The sequence below is a fragment of the Isoptericola sp. NPDC056605 genome, assembly GCF_042792795.1.
In the GTDB taxonomy this organism is placed as follows: Bacteria; Actinomycetota; Actinomycetes; order Actinomycetales; family Cellulomonadaceae; genus Isoptericola.
In genome coordinates, this window is the sequence record NZ_JBHTVT010000001.1 from 399173 (window position 1) to 417447 (window position 18275).

Below are 18275 nucleotides of genomic sequence, written 5' to 3' on the forward strand. Positions count from 1 at the left end.
CCCGTCGCACAGTGAGGGCGGACCTGGCCACCGCGCTTGCCACCAAGGAGGTCCACGTCGCGTCACTGGGTGAAGCCTGGCTGGCGCTGGTGTGGTGGGTTCCGTTCCACCTCGTTCGACAGCCCGCCCTCTGGGTGTTGGTGGCGGGCGGCGGGCTCCTCGTCTGGGCGGCCGAGGCAATGATCGTTTCGCAGGTCCTTCCGGAACTGAGCGCCTGGCCAGCTCTCGGCTGGACAGCCCTCGGCGCCGCGGTTGCCTACCTCCTCCTCACGACCGTGGCTTCGTTCGTCGTCACCGGTGCCCGTCACTGGGTCCTCTTTTCAGACGCCGAGCGCACCGCTGTCATCGGTGCGCGAGTGCGACAGGACGCCGGTCGCACGTCGGTGATCGTGAACAACCATGTCGCTCGCCGCATCGGCGCCGGGACCGGACGTCGCCTACGGATCGAGATGAGGCAGGGACTGCGCGAGTTCATGGTCAGCCACCCTGACGCATCGCTCCGGTTCACCGCCCAGAACGACCGCCTGGCACGGGCCTATCTGGTTGACCTCGGCGAGGCACTGCCGGTGAGCGAGGGGTGGCACCACCACGTCGTAGGGCGTCGGGCATCGATCAGTCGCGAACCAAGCCGACATCGAGCCGAGACTCGCCGCGAAGGTTCTGCGAAGACGTCGTGACACGATGGATATCTATTGACTTTCGATAGGTGAGGCACCACGCTCGTCGGCATGTCCCGCACCCAGCGCCTCGTCGGACCGCTCCGCGGCCTGCTCGTCGCCGTCTTCGCCGCCCTCGTCGCCACCCAGGCCGCCGTGCTGCCCGCCGCGTTCGCGCGGATGGCCGACGAGTCCCCCGACCTGGCACCGCTGCGCTGGCCGCTCCTCGTGCTCGCCGTCGTCGGCCTGGTCTGCGTCGAGGCGGTCATCGTGTGCACCTGGCGGCTGCTGACGATGGTGCGCGACGACCGGATCTTCTCCGACCACGCCCTCGTGTGGGTCAACGGCATCGTGGCAGCCGTCGCGGGCGCGTGGCTGCTCGTGCTCGTCGCGTTCGCGATGCTCGTCGCCGCCGAAGGGCTCGTCGGACTCGCCGCGCTGCTCCTGCTGGTGCTGCTCGTGGGGGCCGCCGTCGGGCTGCTGATGGTGGTGCTGCGCGCGCTGCTGCGGCAGGCCACCGAGCTGCGCACCGACCTCGACGGGGTGATCTGATGCCGATCGTCGTCCGCCTCGACGTGGAGCTCGCCCGGCGCAAGATGAGCGTCGGCGAGTTCGCCGAGCGCGTGGGGCTCACGCCCGCCAACGTCGCCGTCCTCAAGAACGGCCGGGCCAAGGCCGTGCGCTTCGCGACCCTCGAGGCCATGTGCCGTGTGCTCGGCTGCCAGCCCGGCGACCTGCTGGAGTGGGTCGACGACGCCGACGGGAGTGCCGGCGATGAGGGCTGACATGCTCGTCGTCGGTGCCGGCCTCGCCGGGCTGTGGACGGCGACGGAGCTCGCGTGGCGCGGGCACGACGTCGTCCTCGCGGACCGGCGCACCCGCCTCGACACCACCGTGCGCACCACCGGCATCTTCGTGCGCCGCACGCTGGAGGACTTCGACCTGCCGCCCGAGCACCTCGGCCCGCCGATCCGGCGGATGGTGCTGTACCCGCCGTCGCACCGGGACCCGGTCACGCTCGACAGCAGGCACGACGAGTTCCGCGTGGGCGACATGGCCGCGCTGTACCTGGAGCTGGCGGCGCGGGCCGCCGTCGCCGGGGTGCGGCTGGAGCTGGGCACCCGCTACCTGGGCTCGCGCGGCGACGTGCACCAGCTGCACGGTCCCGGGGGCCCGGTCGAGGCGCGCGCGACCTTCGTCGTCGGGGCCGACGGCGCCCGGTCCGCCGTCGCACGGGAGCTGGGCCTCGACCGGAACCGCGAGCTCCTGGTCGGCGCCGAGGAGGTGTTCGAGGTGCCACCGAGCGGCCGCCGGCCTGACACCGTGCCGGCCTTCCACTGCGTGCTCGACCCGCGCCTCGCGCCCGGCTACCTCGCCTGGGTGCTCGACGACGGGCAGCACGCGCACGTGGGCGTCGCCGGGTACCCCGACCGGTACCCGCACGGCCTGCGCGACGCGCTGCGACGGTTCGCGGCCACCGCGCCCGGGCTCGCGGGCGTGCCCGTGCCGGATGCCGTCGAGAGGCGCGCCGGCCCCATCCCCGTCGGCGGGCTGCTGCGCCGCGTCGCCGGGCCGCGCGGCCTGCTCGTGGGCGACGCCGCGGGCGCCGTCTCGCCCCTCACGGCGGGCGGGCTCGACCCGTGCCTGCGGCTGTCCGCCCACGCGGCCGACGTCCTCGACCGCGCCCTGCGCACCGGCGACCGGCGCGAGCTCGCCGCGTACGACGGCGCGGCCCTGCGCGCCCGGTTCCGCGGGCGGCTCACGATGCGCCGCGGGCTGTCGCTGGTGCGCACGCCCGCCGTCGCCGCCGCGAGCGTCGCCGCGCTGCGCACCCCGCCCGGTCGTGCTGCCGCCCGGCGGATCCTCTTCGGGCACGGGTCGTTCCCCGACCCCGCACCGGTGAGCCCGAAGATCGCCCTCGCCGCACAGGCCCGACAGGTCTAGGTTTCCCCTGTGCCGCCCGTCGAGTCGCTCCTCGCCTTCGCGCTGGCCTCGGTCGTGCTCATCGCGATCCCGGGGCCGAGCGTGCTGTTCGTCGTCGGCCGGTCGCTGTCGCTCGGTCGGCGGGGCGGGCTGCTGAGCGTCGTCGGCAACGAGCTCGGGTCGCTGGTGCCGATCACCCTGGTGGCCCTCGGCGTCGGCTCCCTCGTGGCGCAGTCGGTCGCCGTGTTCACCGTGGTCAAGCTGCTCGGCGCCGCCTACCTGGGCTATCTCGGGATCCAGGCGATCCGGCACCGCCGCGAGGGCACCGACGTCCCCGCCGACCCGCGGGCGCGCCCCGCGTCGTCGTGGACCACGCTGCGGCAGGGCTTCGTCGTCGGCGCGACGAACCCCAAGACGATCGTGTTCTTCGTCGCCGCGCTCCCCCAGTTCGTCGACTTCCACGCCGGCGCCGTGCCGCTGCAGATGTTCGTGCTGGGACTCGTGTTCACGCTCATCGCGCTGGTGCTCGACGGCACCTGGGCCGTCCTGGCCGGCACGGCGCGCGCGTGGTTCGCGCGGTCGCCGCGCCGGCTGTCCGCCGTCCGCGCCACCGGCGGCGGGATGATGCTCGGCCTCGCCGGCACGCTGGTGCTCACGCCCGCGAAGGCTTGAGCGCCGGCCGGCTCAGACGGTGAGCAGCACCTTGGTGGCGCGTCGCTCGTCCATCGCCCGGTAGCCCTCCGCCGCCTTCTCGAGGGGCAGCGTGAGGTCGAAGACCTGGCCCGGGTCGATCTCCCGGTCCCAGACGAGCCGGATCAGCTCGGGAAGGAAGCGGCGCACGGGGGCGGGGCCGCCGTGCAGGTGGATGCCGGCCATGAACAGGTCGTCGCCGGGCAGGGCGACGTCGTGCGAGACGCCGACGAAGCCCACGTGGCCGCCGGGCCGGGCGGAGTGCACGGCCTGCATCATCGACTCCTGCGTGCCGACGGCCTCGATCACCGAGTGCGCGCCGAGCCCGCCGGTCAGCTCCTTGACGCGGGCCACGCCCGCGTCGCTCCGCTCCTCGACGATGTCGGTGGCGCCGAACCGGCGGGCCAGCGCCTGCCGGTCGGCGTGCCGGGACATCGCGATGACGCGCTCGGCGCCGAGCTGCTTCGCGGCGAGGACGCCGAGCAGCCCGACCGCGCCGTCGCCCACCACGGCGACCGTCTTGCCGGGGCCCGCCTCGGCGGCGACGGCGGCGAACCAGCCGGTGCCCAGGACGTCCGAGGCGGCGAGCAGCGACGGCACGAGGTCGTCGTCGGGCATGCCGGGCGTCGCGACGAGCGTGCCGTCGGCCAGCGGGATGCGCGCCCGCTCCGACTGGGTGCCGAGGGTGCCCATGAGCACCCGGTGCACGCAGTAGGCCTGGTAGCCGGACGCGCAGATCTCGCAGGTGTTGTCCGACGCCCAGAACGAGCCGACGACGAAGTCGCCGACCTTGACGGTCCGCACGTCGGCGCCGATCTCCTCGACGACGCCCACGTACTCGTGGCCCATGACGGCGTCGTGGACGTCCTCGACGCCGCGGTACGGCCAGAGGTCGGACCCGCAGATGCAGGTGGCGGTGACCCGGATGATCGCGTCGGTGGGCTGGATGATCCGGGGGTCCTCGCGCTCGATGACGCGCACGTCGCCGGGGGCGTGCAGGACGACTCCACGCATGGTGGTGCTCCGTTCGTTGGTGTTCTCAGTAGCGGATCGGGGTGCGCCGACGTGCGGCGGTGGCGGCGACGGCCGCGGCGAGCGCGACGGCGACGACCGTGACGAGGCCCAGGGGCAGGATCGTCGCCGCGCCGGCGAGGCCGACCAGCGGCGCGGACACGCCGCCGAAGCCGAAGCGGACCATGCCGAGCAGGGACGACGCCGTGCCCGCGAGCCGCGGGTAGCCGACGAGGGCGAGCGTCGTCGCGGGCGGGGACGTCGTGGCCACGCCGCTCGCCAGGGCCAGCAGCGACACGACGACGACCCACAGCGGCGTCGTCGCCAGCCCGGACACCAGCAGCCCGACGGCACCCAGCCCCGCGAGGCCGGTGCCGACGGCGAGGGTGCCGGGCACGCTCCAGCGCTCCGCGGCCCGGCCGGCGAGGAACCCGCAGACCATGAAGCCGGCGGAGTTCAGGCCGAAGGCGAGCGCGTACCCCTGCGGGGACAGGCCGTAGACGCCCTGGAGCACGAACGTCGCGCCGGACAGGTACGCGAACAGCGCGGCGTACATGAACCCCTGGTGCAGGATCGCGCCGACGAAGACCCGGTCGGACAGGAGCACGCGGAGGTCGCGACCCGTCTGGGCGAAGCCGCCGGCGGTGCGGCGGTCGGCGGGCAGCGTCTCGGGGAACGCGACGAGCGCGGCGACGAGGATGGCCGCGCCCGCGGCCGCGAGGAAGACGAAGAGGCCGCGCCAGTCGGTGACCGCGCTCAGCTGCCCGCCGAGCAGCGGCCCGACGATCGCCGCGAGCCCGCCGACCACGGTGAGGCGGCCGTAGAAGCGAATGAGGGCGCCGCCGTCGTAGACGTCACGCCCCGCGGCCTGCGCGATGACGATGCCGACGCCGCCCGCGAGGCCCTGCACGAAGCGGGCGCCGACCAGCAGCTCCACGGTGGGGCTGATCGCGCACAGGGCCGACGTCGCGACGTAGGCCACGACGCCGACCAGCAGGACGCCGCGCCGCCCGTACCGGTCGGACAGCGGGCCCGCGACCAGCTGCCCGACGGCGAGCCCCACGAGGCAGGCGGTCACGGTGAGCTGCGCGACCGACGTCGCCGCCCCGAGGTCCGCGGTGAGCGCGGGCAGCGCCGGGAGGTACAGGTCCATCGAGATCGGGCCGAACACGGTGAGCAGGAGCAGCAGCGCCGGCAGCAGCCGGGCGAACCGGTGCGACGCGGGAACGTCCGTGGCGGGCAGGGCAGGGGCGGGCATGTCATCCAGCGTCCGTCCCGCGGCCGCGCGGCGGGAGTCCCTGACGAACCGTGTACCGCCAGTACACCCCTCGCGGGCGCCGCCGCGTCGGTGCCGTGCCTAGCCTGGACGGCATGGACAACCGAGCCGAGGTGCGCGAGTTCCTCATGTCGCGACGCGCCAAGGTCACCCCCGACGAGGCCGGACTGCCCGGGGGGTCGAACCGCCGGGTGCCCGGCCTGCGGCGCAGCGAGGTCGCGATGCTGGCCGGGGTGAGCGTCGAGTACTACGCGAAGCTCGAGCGGGGCGCGATCGCCGGCGCGAGCGCGTCGGTGCTCGACGCCGTGTCCCGCGCCCTCCGGCTGGACGACGCCGAGCGCTCGCACCTCCTCGACCTCGCACGGGCGGCGGACGGCATCCCCACGTCGGGGCGCTCGCGCGGCCGCGCCGCCCGGCCCGCGGAGCCGCGCCCGAGCCTGCAGTGGGCGCTGGAGGCGGTCACCGACGCCGTCGCGTTCGTCCGCGACCCGCGGCAGAACCTGCTCGCGACCAACGCGCTGGGCCGCGCGTTCTACGCCCCCGTCATCGGCGACGGCGGTCGCACCCCCAACCTGGCGCGCTTCCAGTTCCTCGACCCGGCGGCCCGGGACTTCTACCCCGAGTGGGACGTCATGGCGGAGATGTGCGTGGGCGTGATGCGCGCCGAGGCAGGGCGCAACCCCCACGACAAGGCCTTCCAGGACCTGGTGGGCGAGCTGTCCACCCGCAGCGAGCCCTTCCGCACGCTCTGGGCCGCGCACGACGTCCGCATCCACGGCACCGGCACCAAGCACTTCCGCCACCCCGTGGTCGGCGACCTGACCCTCGCCTACGAGGAGCTCGCCATCACCGCCGAGCCCGGGCAGGTGCTGCTCGTGTACACCGCCGAGCCCGGTTCGCCGTCGGCCGAGCGGCTGCGGCTGCTGGCGTCGTGGGGCGCCGACGAGGACGCACGCGGCGTCGCGGCGGGCCGGGCGGGCTGAGTTCACCCGGCCCCGCCCGTGGTGACGGCGACGGTGCGGGATACTTTCCCGCCATGCGCATGAATGCCGTCTGGGCGCCGGTGATGGAACCCGTGCGGGGGCGTGCGGTGGCCCCCGTCGCGTGGACGCTGGCCTGGACGAACGCTCCCGCCCTGGCCCGCAGGGCCGGGGCGACGGTGACGTGGCCGCTGTGGGTGGCGATCGTCGTGGTCCTCGACGGGTTCGTGCACCACGACGGCACGGTCGTGGTGCGCCTGACGCGCACGAACCCGTGGCCGGCGACGGGGATATTCGCCCGCGGGGCGGGGTCGGCCCTCCTGGTGGGCGCCGTGCTCGGCACGACCGCGGGTCAGGCGTCGTTCGCGCCGACCGTCGCGTCCGTCGGTGTCGCCGTGGTGATCCACGGGTGGTGCGCCGCGGCGGTCCTGCTCCTCGCGGTCGCGGCGGCCCGCACGGGGCTCGCCGTGGCCCGCGCCCAGCGCACCGCCCTGAGGGCCGCGTCGCGGGAGCAGCGCCGCGCCGACGTCGCGAGGTTCCGGGCGGCGGACTGGACGGTCGACTCCGTCGCGTCGCGGGAGCGCGGCGGCGCGCTCGCGCTGATCTCCCGGCACGTCGGCGAGGTGGTCGGCCCGCACGAGACGGTGCGGACCCTGGCCGCCACGACCCGGCACGCCGCGGTCTACCGGCGCTTCGGCCTCGAGCCGCTGCCGAGCCGGCCCCTGATGCTCGTGGGGGCCGCGCCCGCACACTGACGCGTCCCCGCCCGCGTGGCCTGGCAGGATGGCCGGCACTCCCCACGAAGGACGGACATCCGATGGCCTACTTCCGCCGCACCGGCGCGACGACGTTCCAGCCCACCGAGCACGTCGGCGGCGCCTGGAGGACCGACGAGCAGCACGTGGCCCCCACGCTCGGGCTGCTCACCCACCTGGTGGAGCAGGACCGCGAGAAGCGGGGCCGCGAGGACCTGGCCGCCACACGGCTGACGTTCGACATCTGGGGCCCCTACCGCCTGGAGGAGATGACCACCGACGTCCGCGTGCTGCGGCCCGGGCGCGGCGTCGAGCTGGTCGAGGCGTCCGTGGCCTGCGCCGGCCGCACGGTGGTGACGCTGCGCGCCTGGCTCACCGCCGTCGGCGACACGCGCCCGCTCGCGGGCGGCGCGCCCACGCCGCTGCCCGGGCCCGACGCGACCCCGGCCTGGGACCCCGCGGCGGACTGGCCGGGCGGGTTCGTCGAGTCGATCGACGTCCGCCGCGACCTGGCCGGGCCGGGCCGCGGGCACGTCTGGGTGCGCACCGGCCACCCGCTCGTCGAGGACGAGGACGTGAGCGGCCTCGCCCGCACCGTCGGGCTGTTCGACCTCGCGAACGGGATGACGGTGCGCGCCGACCCGCGACGCGTCGCCTTCCCCAACGTCGACCTCTCGGCGCACCTGCACCGCGCGCCCCAGGGCGAGTGGCTGGGCCTGGACACGACCGTCGTCTTCGGCGCGACCGGCGCCGGCCTCACCTCCAGCGTGCTGCACGACGAGCGCGGCGCTTTCGGCGCGCTCGCGCAGGGGCTGGTGGTCCGGGCCTTCGACGCGCCGTGACCCCCGACAACCTGCGGGACGCGGCGGCCCGACCGGCAGCCGGGTCCTACCAGTCGTGCACCGTGCCGTCGTGCAGGCGGTTGGTGGGCAGGTAGGCCGGCACGTACGGGTGCGCCGCGGCGAGGTCCTCGTCGAGCTCCACCCCGATGCCGGGCGCCTCGCCCGGGTGCAGGTAGCCGTCGTCGAAGGTGTACGCGTGGCGGAACACCTCGTTCGTCAGCGCCGTGTGGCCCGAGTACTCCTGGATGCCGAAGTTGTGGATCGCGAGGTCGAGGTGCACGGCGGCGGCCATGCCCACCGGGGAGATGTCCTCGGGTCCGTGGATGGCGCTCTTGATCTGGCGCTGCGCGGCATAGTCGAACAGCTTGCGCATCGGCGTCACGCCGCCGAAGTGCGTGACGGCCGAGCGGACGTAGTCGATGAGCTGCTCGTCGATCAGCGTCTGGTAGTCGAAGACGGTGTTGAACACCTCGCCGATCGCCAGGGGCGTCGTGGTGTGCTCGCGCACGAGCCGCAGGCCCTGCTGGTTCTCCGCCGGGGTGCAGTCCTCGAGCCAGAAGAGGTCGTACTGCTCGATCTCCCGCCCGAGCCGGGCCGCCTGCTGGGGCGTGAGCCGGTGGTGGGCGTCGTGGAGGAGCGGCAGGTCCGGACCGAACTCGTTGCGCACGGCCTCGAGCACCTTCGGCAGATGCCTCAGGTAGGCGCCCGTGTCCCAGTCCTCGACGACCGGGAGGGTGCGCTGGTCGAGCCGCGTGCCCGCGGCGTCCGGAGCGATCGCCGTGCCGGCGTGCACGCCGTACACGGCTTGCAGGCCCGGGACGCCCGTCTGCACGCGGACGCTCTTGTAGCCCTCGTCGAGCCGGGCGCGCACGGAGTCCAGCAGCTCCGGGATGTCGCGCCCGTTGGCGTGCCCGTAGGTGCGGACGCGGTCGCGGGACGCCCCGCCGAGGAGCTGGTACAACGGCAGCCCGGCCACCTTGGCCTTGATGTCCCACAGCGCGACGTCGACCGCGGCGATCGCCGCCATCGTGACGGGCCCGCGCCGCCAGTAGGCGCCGCGGTACAGCGACTGCCAGGTGTCCTCGATCCGGTGCGGGTCGCTACCGAGCAGCAGCGGCGCGACGTGGTCGCGCAGGTAGGACACGACGGCGAGCTCCCGACCGTTCAGCGTCGCGTCGCCGAGGCCGGTCACGCCCTCGTCGGTGGTGAGCTTGAGCGTGACGAAGTTGCGGCCCGGGCTGGTCACGATGACCTGGGCGTCGATGATCTTCATGTCTGCTTCCTGTAGGTGGTGCGTACCGTGCGGGCGGAGGGTGTCGAGAGGTCAGCCCTTGGTCGCGCCCGCGGTGAGCCCGGCGACCAGGTACTTCTGCCCCAGCACGGCGGCGAGGAGCACCGGGATCGTCATGAGCGTGGCGGCGGCCATGAGCCCGCCCCAATCGGTGCTCGCGTAAGAGATGAAGTTGAACAGCGTGACCGGCATCGTCTTGGTCGACTCGTCCGAGAGGATCAGCGCGAACATGAAGTTGTTCCAGCTGAAGATGAATGCCAGCACGCACGCCGTCGCGGTGCCGGGCGCCGCGAGCGGGAGCGCGATCTTGCGGAACGCGCCGAAGGCGCTCAGGCCGTCGGTCCGGGCCGCCTCCTCGAGCTCGACGGGCAGCCCCTCGAAGAAGCCGATCATGATCCACAGGATCAGCGGCACCGAGACGAACATGTGGCTCAGGACGAGCACCGTGTACGAGCCGACGAGGCCGAGCTGCGCAAAGAGGTAGTACCAGGGCACGAGGAGCGAGATCGCCGGCACGATGCGCGCCACCAGCACGAGCGACCCGGTGCGGTGCATCCGGAACCGGCCCACGGCCCACGCCGCCGGCACGGCGATGACCGCTGACAGGATCGTCGACACGACACCCACGTAGGCCGAGTTGCCCAGCGAGCGCACGATCTCGCCGTCCGCGAGCACGTTGCGGAAGTTCTCGAGCGTCGGCGAGAAGATCAGCCCGACGGTCGGGTCGGTCACCTGCACGTTGGTCTTGAACGCGGCGGCGATCATCCACACCACCGGCATCGCGATGACGAGGCAGACCACGACGATGGCGAGCGCTCGCAGCCAGGCCCAGCCCGACCGACGAGGCCGCCGCCGGACGGCAGGGGGCCGGGGCGAGGGCCGGCCCCCTGGGCCCGCCGCGGTGGTGAGGCTCATGCGGAGTTCCTTCCCGAACGGCGCCGCAGCAGCACGACGACGCCGATGATGAACAGCGTGAACAGGACGAGGACGGCGGACGCGAGGCCGTACTCCTGGTAGTCGAAGGTGAGCCCGTAGGCGTAGACGTTCAGCGTTTCCACCTCGAAGTCGGACCCCCCGCCCGGGCCCTTGGTGGCGTAGAGGATGTCGAACGTCTTGAGGGCGTCGACGGCGCGGAGCACCAGGGCGGTGAGGATCGTCGTGGCCAGCATCGGCAGGACGATGTGCCGGAATCGCTGCCACGCGTTGGCGCCGTCGACCCGGGCCGCCTCCTCCGGCTCCTCCGGCAGCGTCGACAGGCCGGCCAGGAGCAGCAGGGTCATCATCGGCGTCCACTGCCACACATCGATCAGCATGAGGAGCGGCAGCGACTGCGAGACGGAGCCCAGGAACTCCTGCGGCGGGATCCCGACCATGCCCAGCAGGTGGTTGGCGATGCCGTTCGTCGGGTCGAGGATGAGCAGCCACAGGATGCCGATGGCGACCGGCGTCGCCAGCAGCGGGACCATGAGGATCGACCGCACGACGCGCATCCCGCGGAAGGCCTGGCGCAGGAGCATCGCGATCGCGAGCCCGAGGACGGTCTCGAGGACGACGGCGCCGACGGTGAAGTACACGGTGCGCCAGACCGCCGGCCAGAAGCGCCGGGTGTCGGTGACGGCGTCGAGGTAGTTCTGACCGCCGTTGTACTGGTGGCCCGCGTTGACGGCGCCGAACGCGTCCGTGAAGGACAGGTTCACCGTGAACAGCAGCGGGAACACGATCATCAGGCCGACGAAGCCGAGCGCGGGCGCGAGCATCATCCAGCGCAGGCGGCGGTTCGACTGCTCGAACGTCAGCTGCTTCGCCCCGGGCCGCGGGCGGCGGGCCGGGGAACCGTGGGCCTGCCGGCCGGCCGGGACGGCGACCGGGGGTGCGTCCGTGCGCGTCATCAGAACTCCTGCTGGCGGTTGTCGCGGACGAGGAAGTCGGTGAACTCGGCATGCGCGTCCTGCGCGACCGGGGGCACAGGCTGCCCGAGGATCCCTGCCACGAGCGGGCGCCCGACGATGTCGCGCGCCCTCCCCACCTGGATCACCTCCGGCCGGTCGTGGCCCAGGCCGTTCTCCGCGTTCACGCGCATCGCCTCCGCCAGGTCCTCCGGGAAGGCGGCGAGCGTCGTCGGGTCCTCCCACGCGGAGGTACGCGCGCCGGGGATCCCGTCGGCCTGGAGCTGCGTCACCATCTCGGTGCCGGACACCCAGCGGATGAAGGCCCAGGCGTCGTCCTGCAGCCGCGAGAACTTGTTGATCCCCACGCTCCACGACGGGATGTTGTGCGGCCGGGACCCCGCCGGTCCCGCGGGGAACGGAGCGAAGCCCACGGTGTCCTGCACCGTCGAGATCGAGGGGTCGAGGAAGTTCGAGTAGATGGCGTCGGCGTCGATGTAGAACGCCGCCTTGCCCTGCGCGAAGATCGGCATCGCCTGCTCGAGGCTCATGTTCGTCACGCCGGGCGGACCGGTGCGGTCCAGCAGCTTCCCGTAGTACTCGTACGCCGCGACGGCCTCGGGCGTCCCGATCCCGGACCCGCCCTCGGGCGTCGTGAAGTCGCCGCCGAAGGAGTAGAGGAAGCTCGACCACTGGCTGACGGCCCCGTTGCGCTGCCCTCGTCCGACGTAGCCGAAGCGGCCCGCCGACGCGTCGGTCAGCTCCTGCGCGACCGCGTACAGGTCGTCGAGCGTGCGCGGTGCGCCGCCGTGGTCCTCGACCAGGTCCTTGCGGTAGTAGAGCGCGGGGCGCTCGGTGACGACCGGAACGCTCAGCACGCGGCCGTGCGTCACGGACCGCTCGCGCGGCGCGTCCTGGAAGTCCGCCCAGGCGAACTCCGGGTCCTCGACGAGGCCGCTCAGGTCGGCCAGCCAGTCGTTGCGCGCGAAGAGCAGCTGCTCCTGCAGCGCGCGGACCATCATCACGTCCACGTCCGAGGAGGAGGCGTTGAGCTTGACGTTGTAGCTGTTCGACAGCTGGTCCGACGTCAGGAGCTGCATCGCCACCCGGCGGCCGATCAGGTCCTCGAACTCCCCGATCCGCTCACGCACCGCCTGCGACCAGACGTGGTTCACGGCGGCCACCCGCAACGGTGCGCTCGCGCTGCTGGTCCCCGTGCTGCGTGGCGAGCACGCCGCGAGGACGGCCGCGCCTGCACCTGCCGCCAGGAGGCCGCCGAAGGCACGCCTCGTCAGCCCTTCCCTGGCCCGTGATCCGCCGGACTTCATCGTCTTCGTGCCTCCATGGTCGCGACGCCGCGCTGGTCCAACTGGTAGGACCAGTTGGACCGTAGCAGGCGGAGATGGCGGGACCAAATGCTTCTAGCCGGCCACGGACTGGCGCAGGAGGGTGTCGAGATGGCGCGTCGCCATGACGTCCAGCCGCTCGTCCAGGTCGGCGCCGTAGGTGCGCAGGCCGAGCGCGAGGTGCTCACGCATCCGTGAGCGCGCCAGCTCGACGTCGTGCTGCTGGAGCGCCTCGAGGATCTCGGCGTGGTGCGGGACGCCGGGCTCGCCGATCGCCGGGTCGGAGTTCGAGCGCAGCATCATCTCGAACATCATCCCGCCGATGGACGAGAGCATGACGCGCAGCACGGGGTTGCCGCTGGCCGCGGCGATGGCGTCGTGGAAGTCGAGGTCGGCCCGAGCCTTGACCACGACGTCGGGCGCCTCGAGCACCCGGACGTGCGCGTGCTCGATCACGGCAAGCTCCGTGTCGTCCGCACGCTCGGCCGCCAGCCCCGCGATCTCGACCTCGAGGGACATGCGCGCCTCGATGAGCTGGCGCACGGTCGGCCGGCCCGCGCGATAGACGGCGTCGTAGCCGCGCACGCTCCCGGACGAGCGCTCGCTGACGAACGACCCACGCCCCGGCTCGACGTCGATGAGATCCTGCGCCTCCAGGCGCCGCAGCACCTCCCGGACCACGTTGCGGCTCGCACCGAACTGCTGGGCGAGCTCGCGCTCGGAAGGCAGCTTGGCGCCGACGGCGAGCGCCCCCTTGCGGATGTCGCCCTCGAGCTGGCGTGCGAGCCGTTCCGTCAGAAGCCCGCGCACCGCCGGGCGCGCCCGGCCCTCCGGGGGTGTGCCGGGCTGGGCGTCGGAGGTCGCAGCAGACATGCCACGAGGATACGAGCACGCACCTCCCCGGCGTCGCCCCGTCAGGCCGGGGCGTCCTCGCGGGCGTCGTCGACCTTGCGCCGCACGAGCTCGACGATGCGCCCGACGTTGACCGTCCAGCCCACACCGAAGACGTGCGGGCTCAGCAGGTGCGCGCCCTCCGGGTCCCAGACGCGCTCGCGGACGCGCTCGACGGTCGGGATGCGGAACTCGTAGGGGACGAACCCGGCGACGGTGCCGTGCCAGGTACGGTCCTCCTTGTCCTTCTGGAGCTCCTTGGTGACGGCCGCGACGACCAGGCCCACCATGATCAGCTGGAACAGGCCCGGCCCCCGCCTCCGGCCGCCGCTCGCCTTCCCGTGCTTGATCTCCTGCTTCGTGCCCATCTCGGCCTCCGCTCGTCGGGTGTCGGTGTCCTCACCCATCGTGCACCAGGTGCGCGCCCCAGGTCAGCGGGAGGGTCGGGTGACCAGGACGGCGGCCGCCGCGACCACGCACACGACGGCCGTGGTCAGCAGCCCCACGGAGAACGACGTGCCCGCCGCGATGAACCCGACGACGAGCGACCCGAGCCCGGTGCCGGCGTCGAACCCGATGTTCCACACCGCGCTGGCGGTGCTGTGCTGCCGCGCGGGCACGGCCGCGAACGCGGCGACGAGCGTGAGGTTCTGCAGGCTGCCGTAGGAGACGCCGACCATCGTCATCCCCAGCACGAGGAGCGCGGGCCGGGGGCCGCCGTCGGCGATCGCCCCCGCGCACACCGCCAGCCCGGCGGCGCAGAAGGCGAGCAGGGGCGCGAGGAAGACTCGCGGCCCGAACCGGTCGGCGAGGCCGCCCACGCCCCAGCGGGACAGCGCTGTCGCGGCGGTGAAGCCGAGGAGCCCCGCCACCGCCGCACCCGCTCCCCCGGCGAACTGCGGCGCGAACGTCAGCAGCGCACCGCCGGGCGTCGTCACCGCCAGCAGCACGAGCGACGGCATCGCCAGCGCGAGCAGGACGCGACCGCGCCCCGGCCCGCCGGCATCGACGGGCTGTCCGGCGCGGTCGTCGACGGCGTCGAGGCACCGGCCGAGCAGGACGGCGAACGGCACCGCGAGCACGGGCAGCGCGCCGAGCACGAAGACGACGCGGAAGTCGAGCGTCTCGGCGATCCACGCGGCGCTGGGGACCAGCACCAGCTGCGGGAACGCGATCGACAGCCCGTACAGCCCGATCGCGCGGCCGTGCCGCGGCCCGTCCACGAGGGCGGCCACGGCGCTCGACCCGCACACGGTCAGCACGGCGAACCCCATGCCTCGCACCGCCGAGAGCGCGAGCAGCCACCCGAGCTGGTCCGTGGCCATGAACAGCAGCGACGGCACGCCGAGCAGCACCACGCCCACCGTCATCGTGAGCCGCCAGCCCACCCGGCGCAGCAGCCACGGCACGGTGGTCTGCGTGAGCACGGTGGCGAGCATGAGCACCGCGTTGACGAGCCCGGCGCCGCCCTCGCTCGCGCCGCCGTGCACGGCCCACAGGGGCGCCGCCGGCAGCAGCAGCGCGTACCCCGAGAAGCCCAGCGCCGACATCGCCAGCAGCGGCCGGAACCCCGGCACGCGCGCGAGGGACGACGGGGGCTGGGGAGCGGGACGACGCATCGTGCGAACCTATCGCGCCTTGGCCCTCCTGGGATATCCTGGCGATATATACAAGGAGGCACGCATGCGCACGACCGTCTTCCGCAACAACCGCACGCAGGCCGTCCGGCTCCCGAAGGCGGTCGCGCTCCCGGACGACGTCCACGAGGTCACCATCCGGGTCGTCGGGCGCGCGCGCGTGATCGAGCCGGTCGGGTCGGGGTGGGACACCTGGTTCGAGCACGGGTTGCGCGCCGAGCCGGACTTCCTGGAAGAGCGCGACCAGGGTGTCGCCGACGAGCGGAAGAGCCTGTGAGCAGCCTCTACATGCTCGACACGAACATCCTCATCGCGTTGCTCCGCGACGAGGGCGACACGGCACGGCCGCGACTTCGGGACGCCGAGGGGCGCATCGCCGTGTCGATGATCAGCGAGATGGAGCTGGAGTACGGGATCGAGCGGTCCCGGGACCCCGGACGCAACCGTCAGGCCGTCGACGAGCTCCTGTCCCTCGTCGAGGTCGTACCCTTCGAGACCACCGCTGCCATGCACGCCGGGCGGATCCGCGCCGTGCTCGCCGGCCGAGGCACGCCCATCGGCCCCTACGACGCCCTCATCGCGGGCCACGCCCGCTCCCTCGGGATGGTCGTCGTCACCCACAACGTGCGCGAGTTCGCCCGCGTGCCGGGCCTGGAGGTCGAAGACTGGCTCTCCACGACCCACTGACCTCGGGCGCCGTCAGCCCCCGACCAGCGCCTCGCCCAGCGGCGTGCGCTCGTGCAGCACGCGCGGGCCGTCGCGGCGCGAGTCGACGAGCCGCGACGCGCGCAGCAGCGCCAGGTGGTGCGACGCCGTCGACACGGCGAGCCCGCCCGCCGCGGCGACCTCGCTCGTGGACAGCGGGCCGCGCAGCGCGAGCAGCACGCCCGCCCGTCCCGCCCCGAGCAGGTCCGCGAGCGCCCCGGACGTGTCGGGGACGTCGTCGGCCCAGCGCTCGGAGATCCCCAGCGCCGGGTAGAAGAGCGTGGGCTGCGCGGGCGGCTCGGTCACCACCGAGCAGCGCGGCGCCATCACGGACGGCACCAGCACCAGGCCGCTGCCCGCGCAGTCGAGCACCTCGCCGTGCAGCCGCAGTCGCACGTGCACCGCGTCGGGGGCCCAGACCACGGCCTCGTGCAGGGTCTCGACCATCGTGCCCAGGCCGTGCGTCGTGACGCGGCGGGAGCGGGCCCCGATGTCGGCGCGCAGGATCCGCTCGAGCTGCGGCCACGACGGCGCGAGCACCGCGTCCCACACCTGCCGCCACGCGTCGACGGCGAGGTCGCGGGCGTGCGCCGGGTCGTCGGCGAGGGCCTGCAGCAGCCGCCGGTCGGCGCCGGCGGTGCGGTCCACCCGCTTGAGCAGGTCGACCCGCAGCGGGCCGAGGTCCGCCTCCCGCAGGCGCTCGAGCTCCTCGTCCGGCCCGAGGTCCCAGCCGGGCGTGGAGGTGAGGAAGTCCGGGAGGTACCCGTCCGCGCCGACCAGCAGGGTCAGCAGCGCGAGGGGACGCGCCGGGGCGCGGCCCCGCGCCGCGCGGAGCCACCCCCACTGCAGCGGGTGGTACGCCGGCTGGGCGAGCACGCGCACCGCGTGCGCCAGCTCGTGGCCCGGCGAGACGCCGAACCGGATCGCCGAGACGTCGTCGGGGGCGAGGCGGAACTCCACGGTGCGGTCACGGCGGGGGCGGGGCACGACGTCACGGTAGCCGCGTGCCCCGCCGCCCCTTACTTCAGCAGGCCGTTGATCCGGTCGTTCACCTCCGTGAGCGTGGACGCGTCCCGGTCGCCGATGTAGATCTCGTCCATCATCGGCGTCATGAGGGCGTCGATCGCGCCGAACTCCTCGGTCACCGGGAAGAAGAGGGTCTGCTTCTTCTCCACCATGTCCGTGAAGACGGAGGCGTCCAGGCCCCGGTCGCCGAAGGCCTCGACCGCCGCCTCCGTGCCCGCGGGCCGGGCCGGGAAGACCACGCCGGCCTCGCCCACGATGCGCTGGCAGTCGTCCGACCCGAGGAACTCGACCCACCGGGCCGCCTCCTCCGGGTCCGGGGACTGCGCGCTGATCGAGTCCGCGAGGCCGTTGTACATCGACACCGGGTGCCCGACGGGCCCGCTGGGCGGGGGTGCGATGCCCAGGTCCACGCCCGCCAGGTTGGCGTAGGTGCCGAGCATCCAGGAACCGTTCGCCGAGAGCGCCGCGCGACCCGAGCCGAGGGCCTGCTGCGGGTTCGGCTCGGTGCCGACCTCCTCGTACGGGGCCATGTAGCCCTTGTCGACGAGGCCGAACAGCCAGTCCAGGGTGTCCTGCACCCGCGGGTCGTCGAAGTGGTACTCCGTGCCCCACACGTCCTTGTCGGTGAACGTCCAGCCGGTCGTCCCCGCCAGCCAGGACCACGTCGTCTGGCCGGACATGCCGCCCGAGCCGTTCGACGCCAGGCCGTAGACGGCCACGTTCTCGGGGTCGAAGCCGTCCTCGTCGCCGCGGACGCCGTTCTCGTCCACGGTGAGGTGCGCGATCGCCTCCTCGAAGCTGCCGCCGTCGTCCGGGTTCCAGTCGAGGTCCGCGAGGTCCTCCGGGGTCAGGCCGGCCTCGGCGACCATGTTCTGGTCGTAGAACAGCGCGACGGTGTCGAAGTCCTTGGGCATGCCGTACTGGGCGCCCTCCTGGCCCACCCACAGGTCCGCCAGGCCCTCCTGGAACCCGCCGTAGTCGACGTCGGCCGTCGCCTCAAGGTCGTTCAGGTCCAGCAGCAGGCCCCGCTGTGCGAAGCCGGGGTACTGGGTGAGGTGGTCGGTGAACACGTCCGGCCCGGCGCCCGCCACGAACCCGGCGGTGAGCTTGCGCCAGTAGTCGTTCCAGCCGTACTGGCTGACGCGCACCTGCAGGTCGGGGTTCTGCCGCTCGAACTCGTCCGCGCAGCGCTGGTACGCGGGCAGCTGGTTCGCGTCCCAGAGCCAGTAGTCCAGGACGACGGAGTCGTCCGCCGCCGCGGTGCCCGGCCCGGCGCAGCCCGCCAGGGCGAGGGTGCCGGCGGCCACGGCCGCGGCGAGGGTCGCTGTCGTACGACGTGCGTGGTGCACGGTCCGCCTCC

Annotated in this window: 21 protein-coding genes; 10 read left to right on the top strand and 11 right to left on the bottom strand. The window is 73.5% G+C overall.

Translation table 11 applies throughout. The annotated features are described in order from the left end of the window. The first annotated feature begins 11 nt into the window (after positions 1-11). Genes ACFQ8Y_RS01795 through ACFQ8Y_RS01815 form a run of 5 tightly spaced genes read left to right on the top strand, consistent with a single transcriptional unit; the run spans position 12 to position 3251 of the window. On the top strand, positions 12-677 hold the full coding sequence (locus ACFQ8Y_RS01795) for a hypothetical protein (protein ID WP_430584416.1): 666 nt from the start codon (positions 12-14) through the stop codon (positions 675-677). A 51-nt stretch (positions 678-728) separates the two neighbouring features. Continuing rightward, positions 729-1208 carry a DUF2975 domain-containing protein gene (locus ACFQ8Y_RS01800; protein WP_430549328.1) on the top strand — a complete coding sequence of 160 codons (480 nt, stop codon included), beginning with the start codon at positions 729-731 and terminating at the stop codon, positions 1206-1208. After that, positions 1208-1441 carry a helix-turn-helix domain-containing protein gene (locus tag ACFQ8Y_RS01805; protein WP_430549329.1) on the top strand — a complete coding sequence of 78 codons (234 nt, stop codon included), beginning with the start codon at positions 1208-1210 and terminating at the stop codon, positions 1439-1441. The genes ACFQ8Y_RS01800 and ACFQ8Y_RS01805 overlap by 1 nt, the downstream gene beginning before the upstream one ends. A gap of 1 nt (position 1442) precedes the next feature. Further along, complete coding sequence (locus ACFQ8Y_RS01810) at positions 1443-2600, top strand: FAD-dependent oxidoreductase (protein ID WP_430584417.1); 1158 nt, start codon at positions 1443-1445, stop codon at positions 2598-2600. A gap of 9 nt (positions 2601-2609) precedes the next feature. Beyond that, positions 2610-3251 (top strand): LysE family translocator, encoded by a 642-nt coding sequence (locus ACFQ8Y_RS01815; RefSeq protein WP_430584418.1) that lies wholly within the window; start codon positions 2610-2612, stop codon positions 3249-3251. A gap of 12 nt (positions 3252-3263) precedes the next feature. Here the strand turns inward: ACFQ8Y_RS01815 and ACFQ8Y_RS01820 are convergent, their stop codons facing one another. Further along, entirely contained in the window at positions 3264-4283 is a 1020-nt protein-coding gene (locus tag ACFQ8Y_RS01820; protein ID WP_430584419.1) for a zinc-dependent alcohol dehydrogenase family protein, read from the bottom strand. 25 nt (positions 4284-4308) lie between these two features. After that, positions 4309-5538, bottom strand: a complete 1230-nt coding sequence (locus ACFQ8Y_RS01825; protein ID WP_430584420.1) for a multidrug effflux MFS transporter — start codon at positions 5536-5538, stop codon at positions 4309-4311. 113 nt (positions 5539-5651) lie between these two features. Between ACFQ8Y_RS01825 and ACFQ8Y_RS01830 the strand changes: the two genes are divergently transcribed. The 3 genes from ACFQ8Y_RS01830 (at position 5652) to ACFQ8Y_RS01840 (ending at position 8133) form a co-directional block, all read left to right on the top strand. After that, the gene (locus ACFQ8Y_RS01830; RefSeq protein WP_430562145.1) at positions 5652-6539 is read left to right on the top strand and encodes a helix-turn-helix domain-containing protein; all 888 of its coding nucleotides are present in this window, start codon (positions 5652-5654) and stop codon (positions 6537-6539) included. A 53-nt stretch (positions 6540-6592) separates the two neighbouring features. After that, positions 6593-7291, top strand: coding sequence for a hypothetical protein (locus ACFQ8Y_RS01835; RefSeq protein WP_430584421.1), 699 nt, complete (start codon positions 6593-6595; stop codon positions 7289-7291). Between the two features lie 62 nt (positions 7292-7353). Continuing rightward, on the top strand, positions 7354-8133 hold the full coding sequence (locus ACFQ8Y_RS01840; protein ID WP_430549337.1) for a thioesterase family protein: 780 nt from the start codon (positions 7354-7356) through the stop codon (positions 8131-8133). Positions 8134-8179: 46 nt separating this feature from the next. Here the strand turns inward: ACFQ8Y_RS01840 and manD are convergent, their stop codons facing one another. The 7 genes from manD to ACFQ8Y_RS01875 all read right to left on the bottom strand — a co-directional run bounded on the left by manD (position 8180) and on the right by ACFQ8Y_RS01875 (position 15166). After that, positions 8180-9406: a D-mannonate dehydratase ManD gene (gene manD / locus ACFQ8Y_RS01845; protein ID WP_430562142.1), complete on the bottom strand. Its 1227-nt coding sequence runs from the start codon at positions 9404-9406 to the stop codon at positions 8180-8182. A gap of 51 nt (positions 9407-9457) precedes the next feature. Further along, positions 9458-10339, bottom strand: coding sequence for a carbohydrate ABC transporter permease (locus ACFQ8Y_RS01850; RefSeq protein WP_430584422.1), 882 nt, complete (start codon positions 10337-10339; stop codon positions 9458-9460). After that, positions 10336-11313 (bottom strand): carbohydrate ABC transporter permease, encoded by a 978-nt coding sequence (locus tag ACFQ8Y_RS01855; protein WP_430549340.1) that lies wholly within the window; start codon positions 11311-11313, stop codon positions 10336-10338. The genes ACFQ8Y_RS01850 and ACFQ8Y_RS01855 overlap by 4 nt, the downstream gene beginning before the upstream one ends. Next, entirely contained in the window at positions 11313-12485 is a 1173-nt protein-coding gene (locus tag ACFQ8Y_RS01860; protein ID WP_430562141.1) for an ABC transporter substrate-binding protein, read from the bottom strand. The genes ACFQ8Y_RS01855 and ACFQ8Y_RS01860 overlap by 1 nt, the downstream gene beginning before the upstream one ends. 246 nt (positions 12486-12731) lie before the next feature. Further along, entirely contained in the window at positions 12732-13529 is a 798-nt protein-coding gene (locus ACFQ8Y_RS01865; RefSeq protein ID WP_430549342.1) for a FadR/GntR family transcriptional regulator, read from the bottom strand. A gap of 41 nt (positions 13530-13570) precedes the next feature. Then, positions 13571-13915: a DUF5808 domain-containing protein gene (locus ACFQ8Y_RS01870; RefSeq protein ID WP_430584423.1), complete on the bottom strand. Its 345-nt coding sequence runs from the start codon at positions 13913-13915 to the stop codon at positions 13571-13573. A gap of 63 nt (positions 13916-13978) precedes the next feature. Further along, positions 13979-15166, bottom strand: a complete 1188-nt coding sequence (locus ACFQ8Y_RS01875; protein ID WP_430562139.1) for an MFS transporter — start codon at positions 15164-15166, stop codon at positions 13979-13981. 64 nt (positions 15167-15230) lie between these two features. Here ACFQ8Y_RS01875 and vapB point away from each other — a divergent pair, with 64 nt between their 5' ends. Together vapB and ACFQ8Y_RS01885 are read left to right on the top strand one after the other, a co-directional pair. Then, positions 15231-15461, top strand: coding sequence for a type II toxin-antitoxin system VapB family antitoxin (gene vapB / locus ACFQ8Y_RS01880; RefSeq protein ID WP_430549345.1), 231 nt, complete (start codon positions 15231-15233; stop codon positions 15459-15461). Then, on the top strand, positions 15458-15871 hold the full coding sequence (locus tag ACFQ8Y_RS01885) for a type II toxin-antitoxin system VapC family toxin (RefSeq protein WP_430584424.1): 414 nt from the start codon (positions 15458-15460) through the stop codon (positions 15869-15871). Before vapB ends, ACFQ8Y_RS01885 begins: the two co-directional genes overlap by 4 nt. A 12-nt stretch (positions 15872-15883) precedes the next feature. Here the strand turns inward: ACFQ8Y_RS01885 and ACFQ8Y_RS01890 are convergent, their stop codons facing one another. Further along, complete coding sequence (locus tag ACFQ8Y_RS01890; protein ID WP_430584425.1) at positions 15884-16876, bottom strand: ArsR/SmtB family transcription factor; 993 nt, start codon at positions 16874-16876, stop codon at positions 15884-15886. 32 nt (positions 16877-16908) lie between these two features. Next, on the bottom strand, positions 16909-18264 hold the full coding sequence (locus ACFQ8Y_RS01895; RefSeq protein WP_430584426.1) for an ABC transporter substrate-binding protein: 1356 nt from the start codon (positions 18262-18264) through the stop codon (positions 16909-16911). Between the last annotated feature and the right edge of the window lie 11 nt (positions 18265-18275).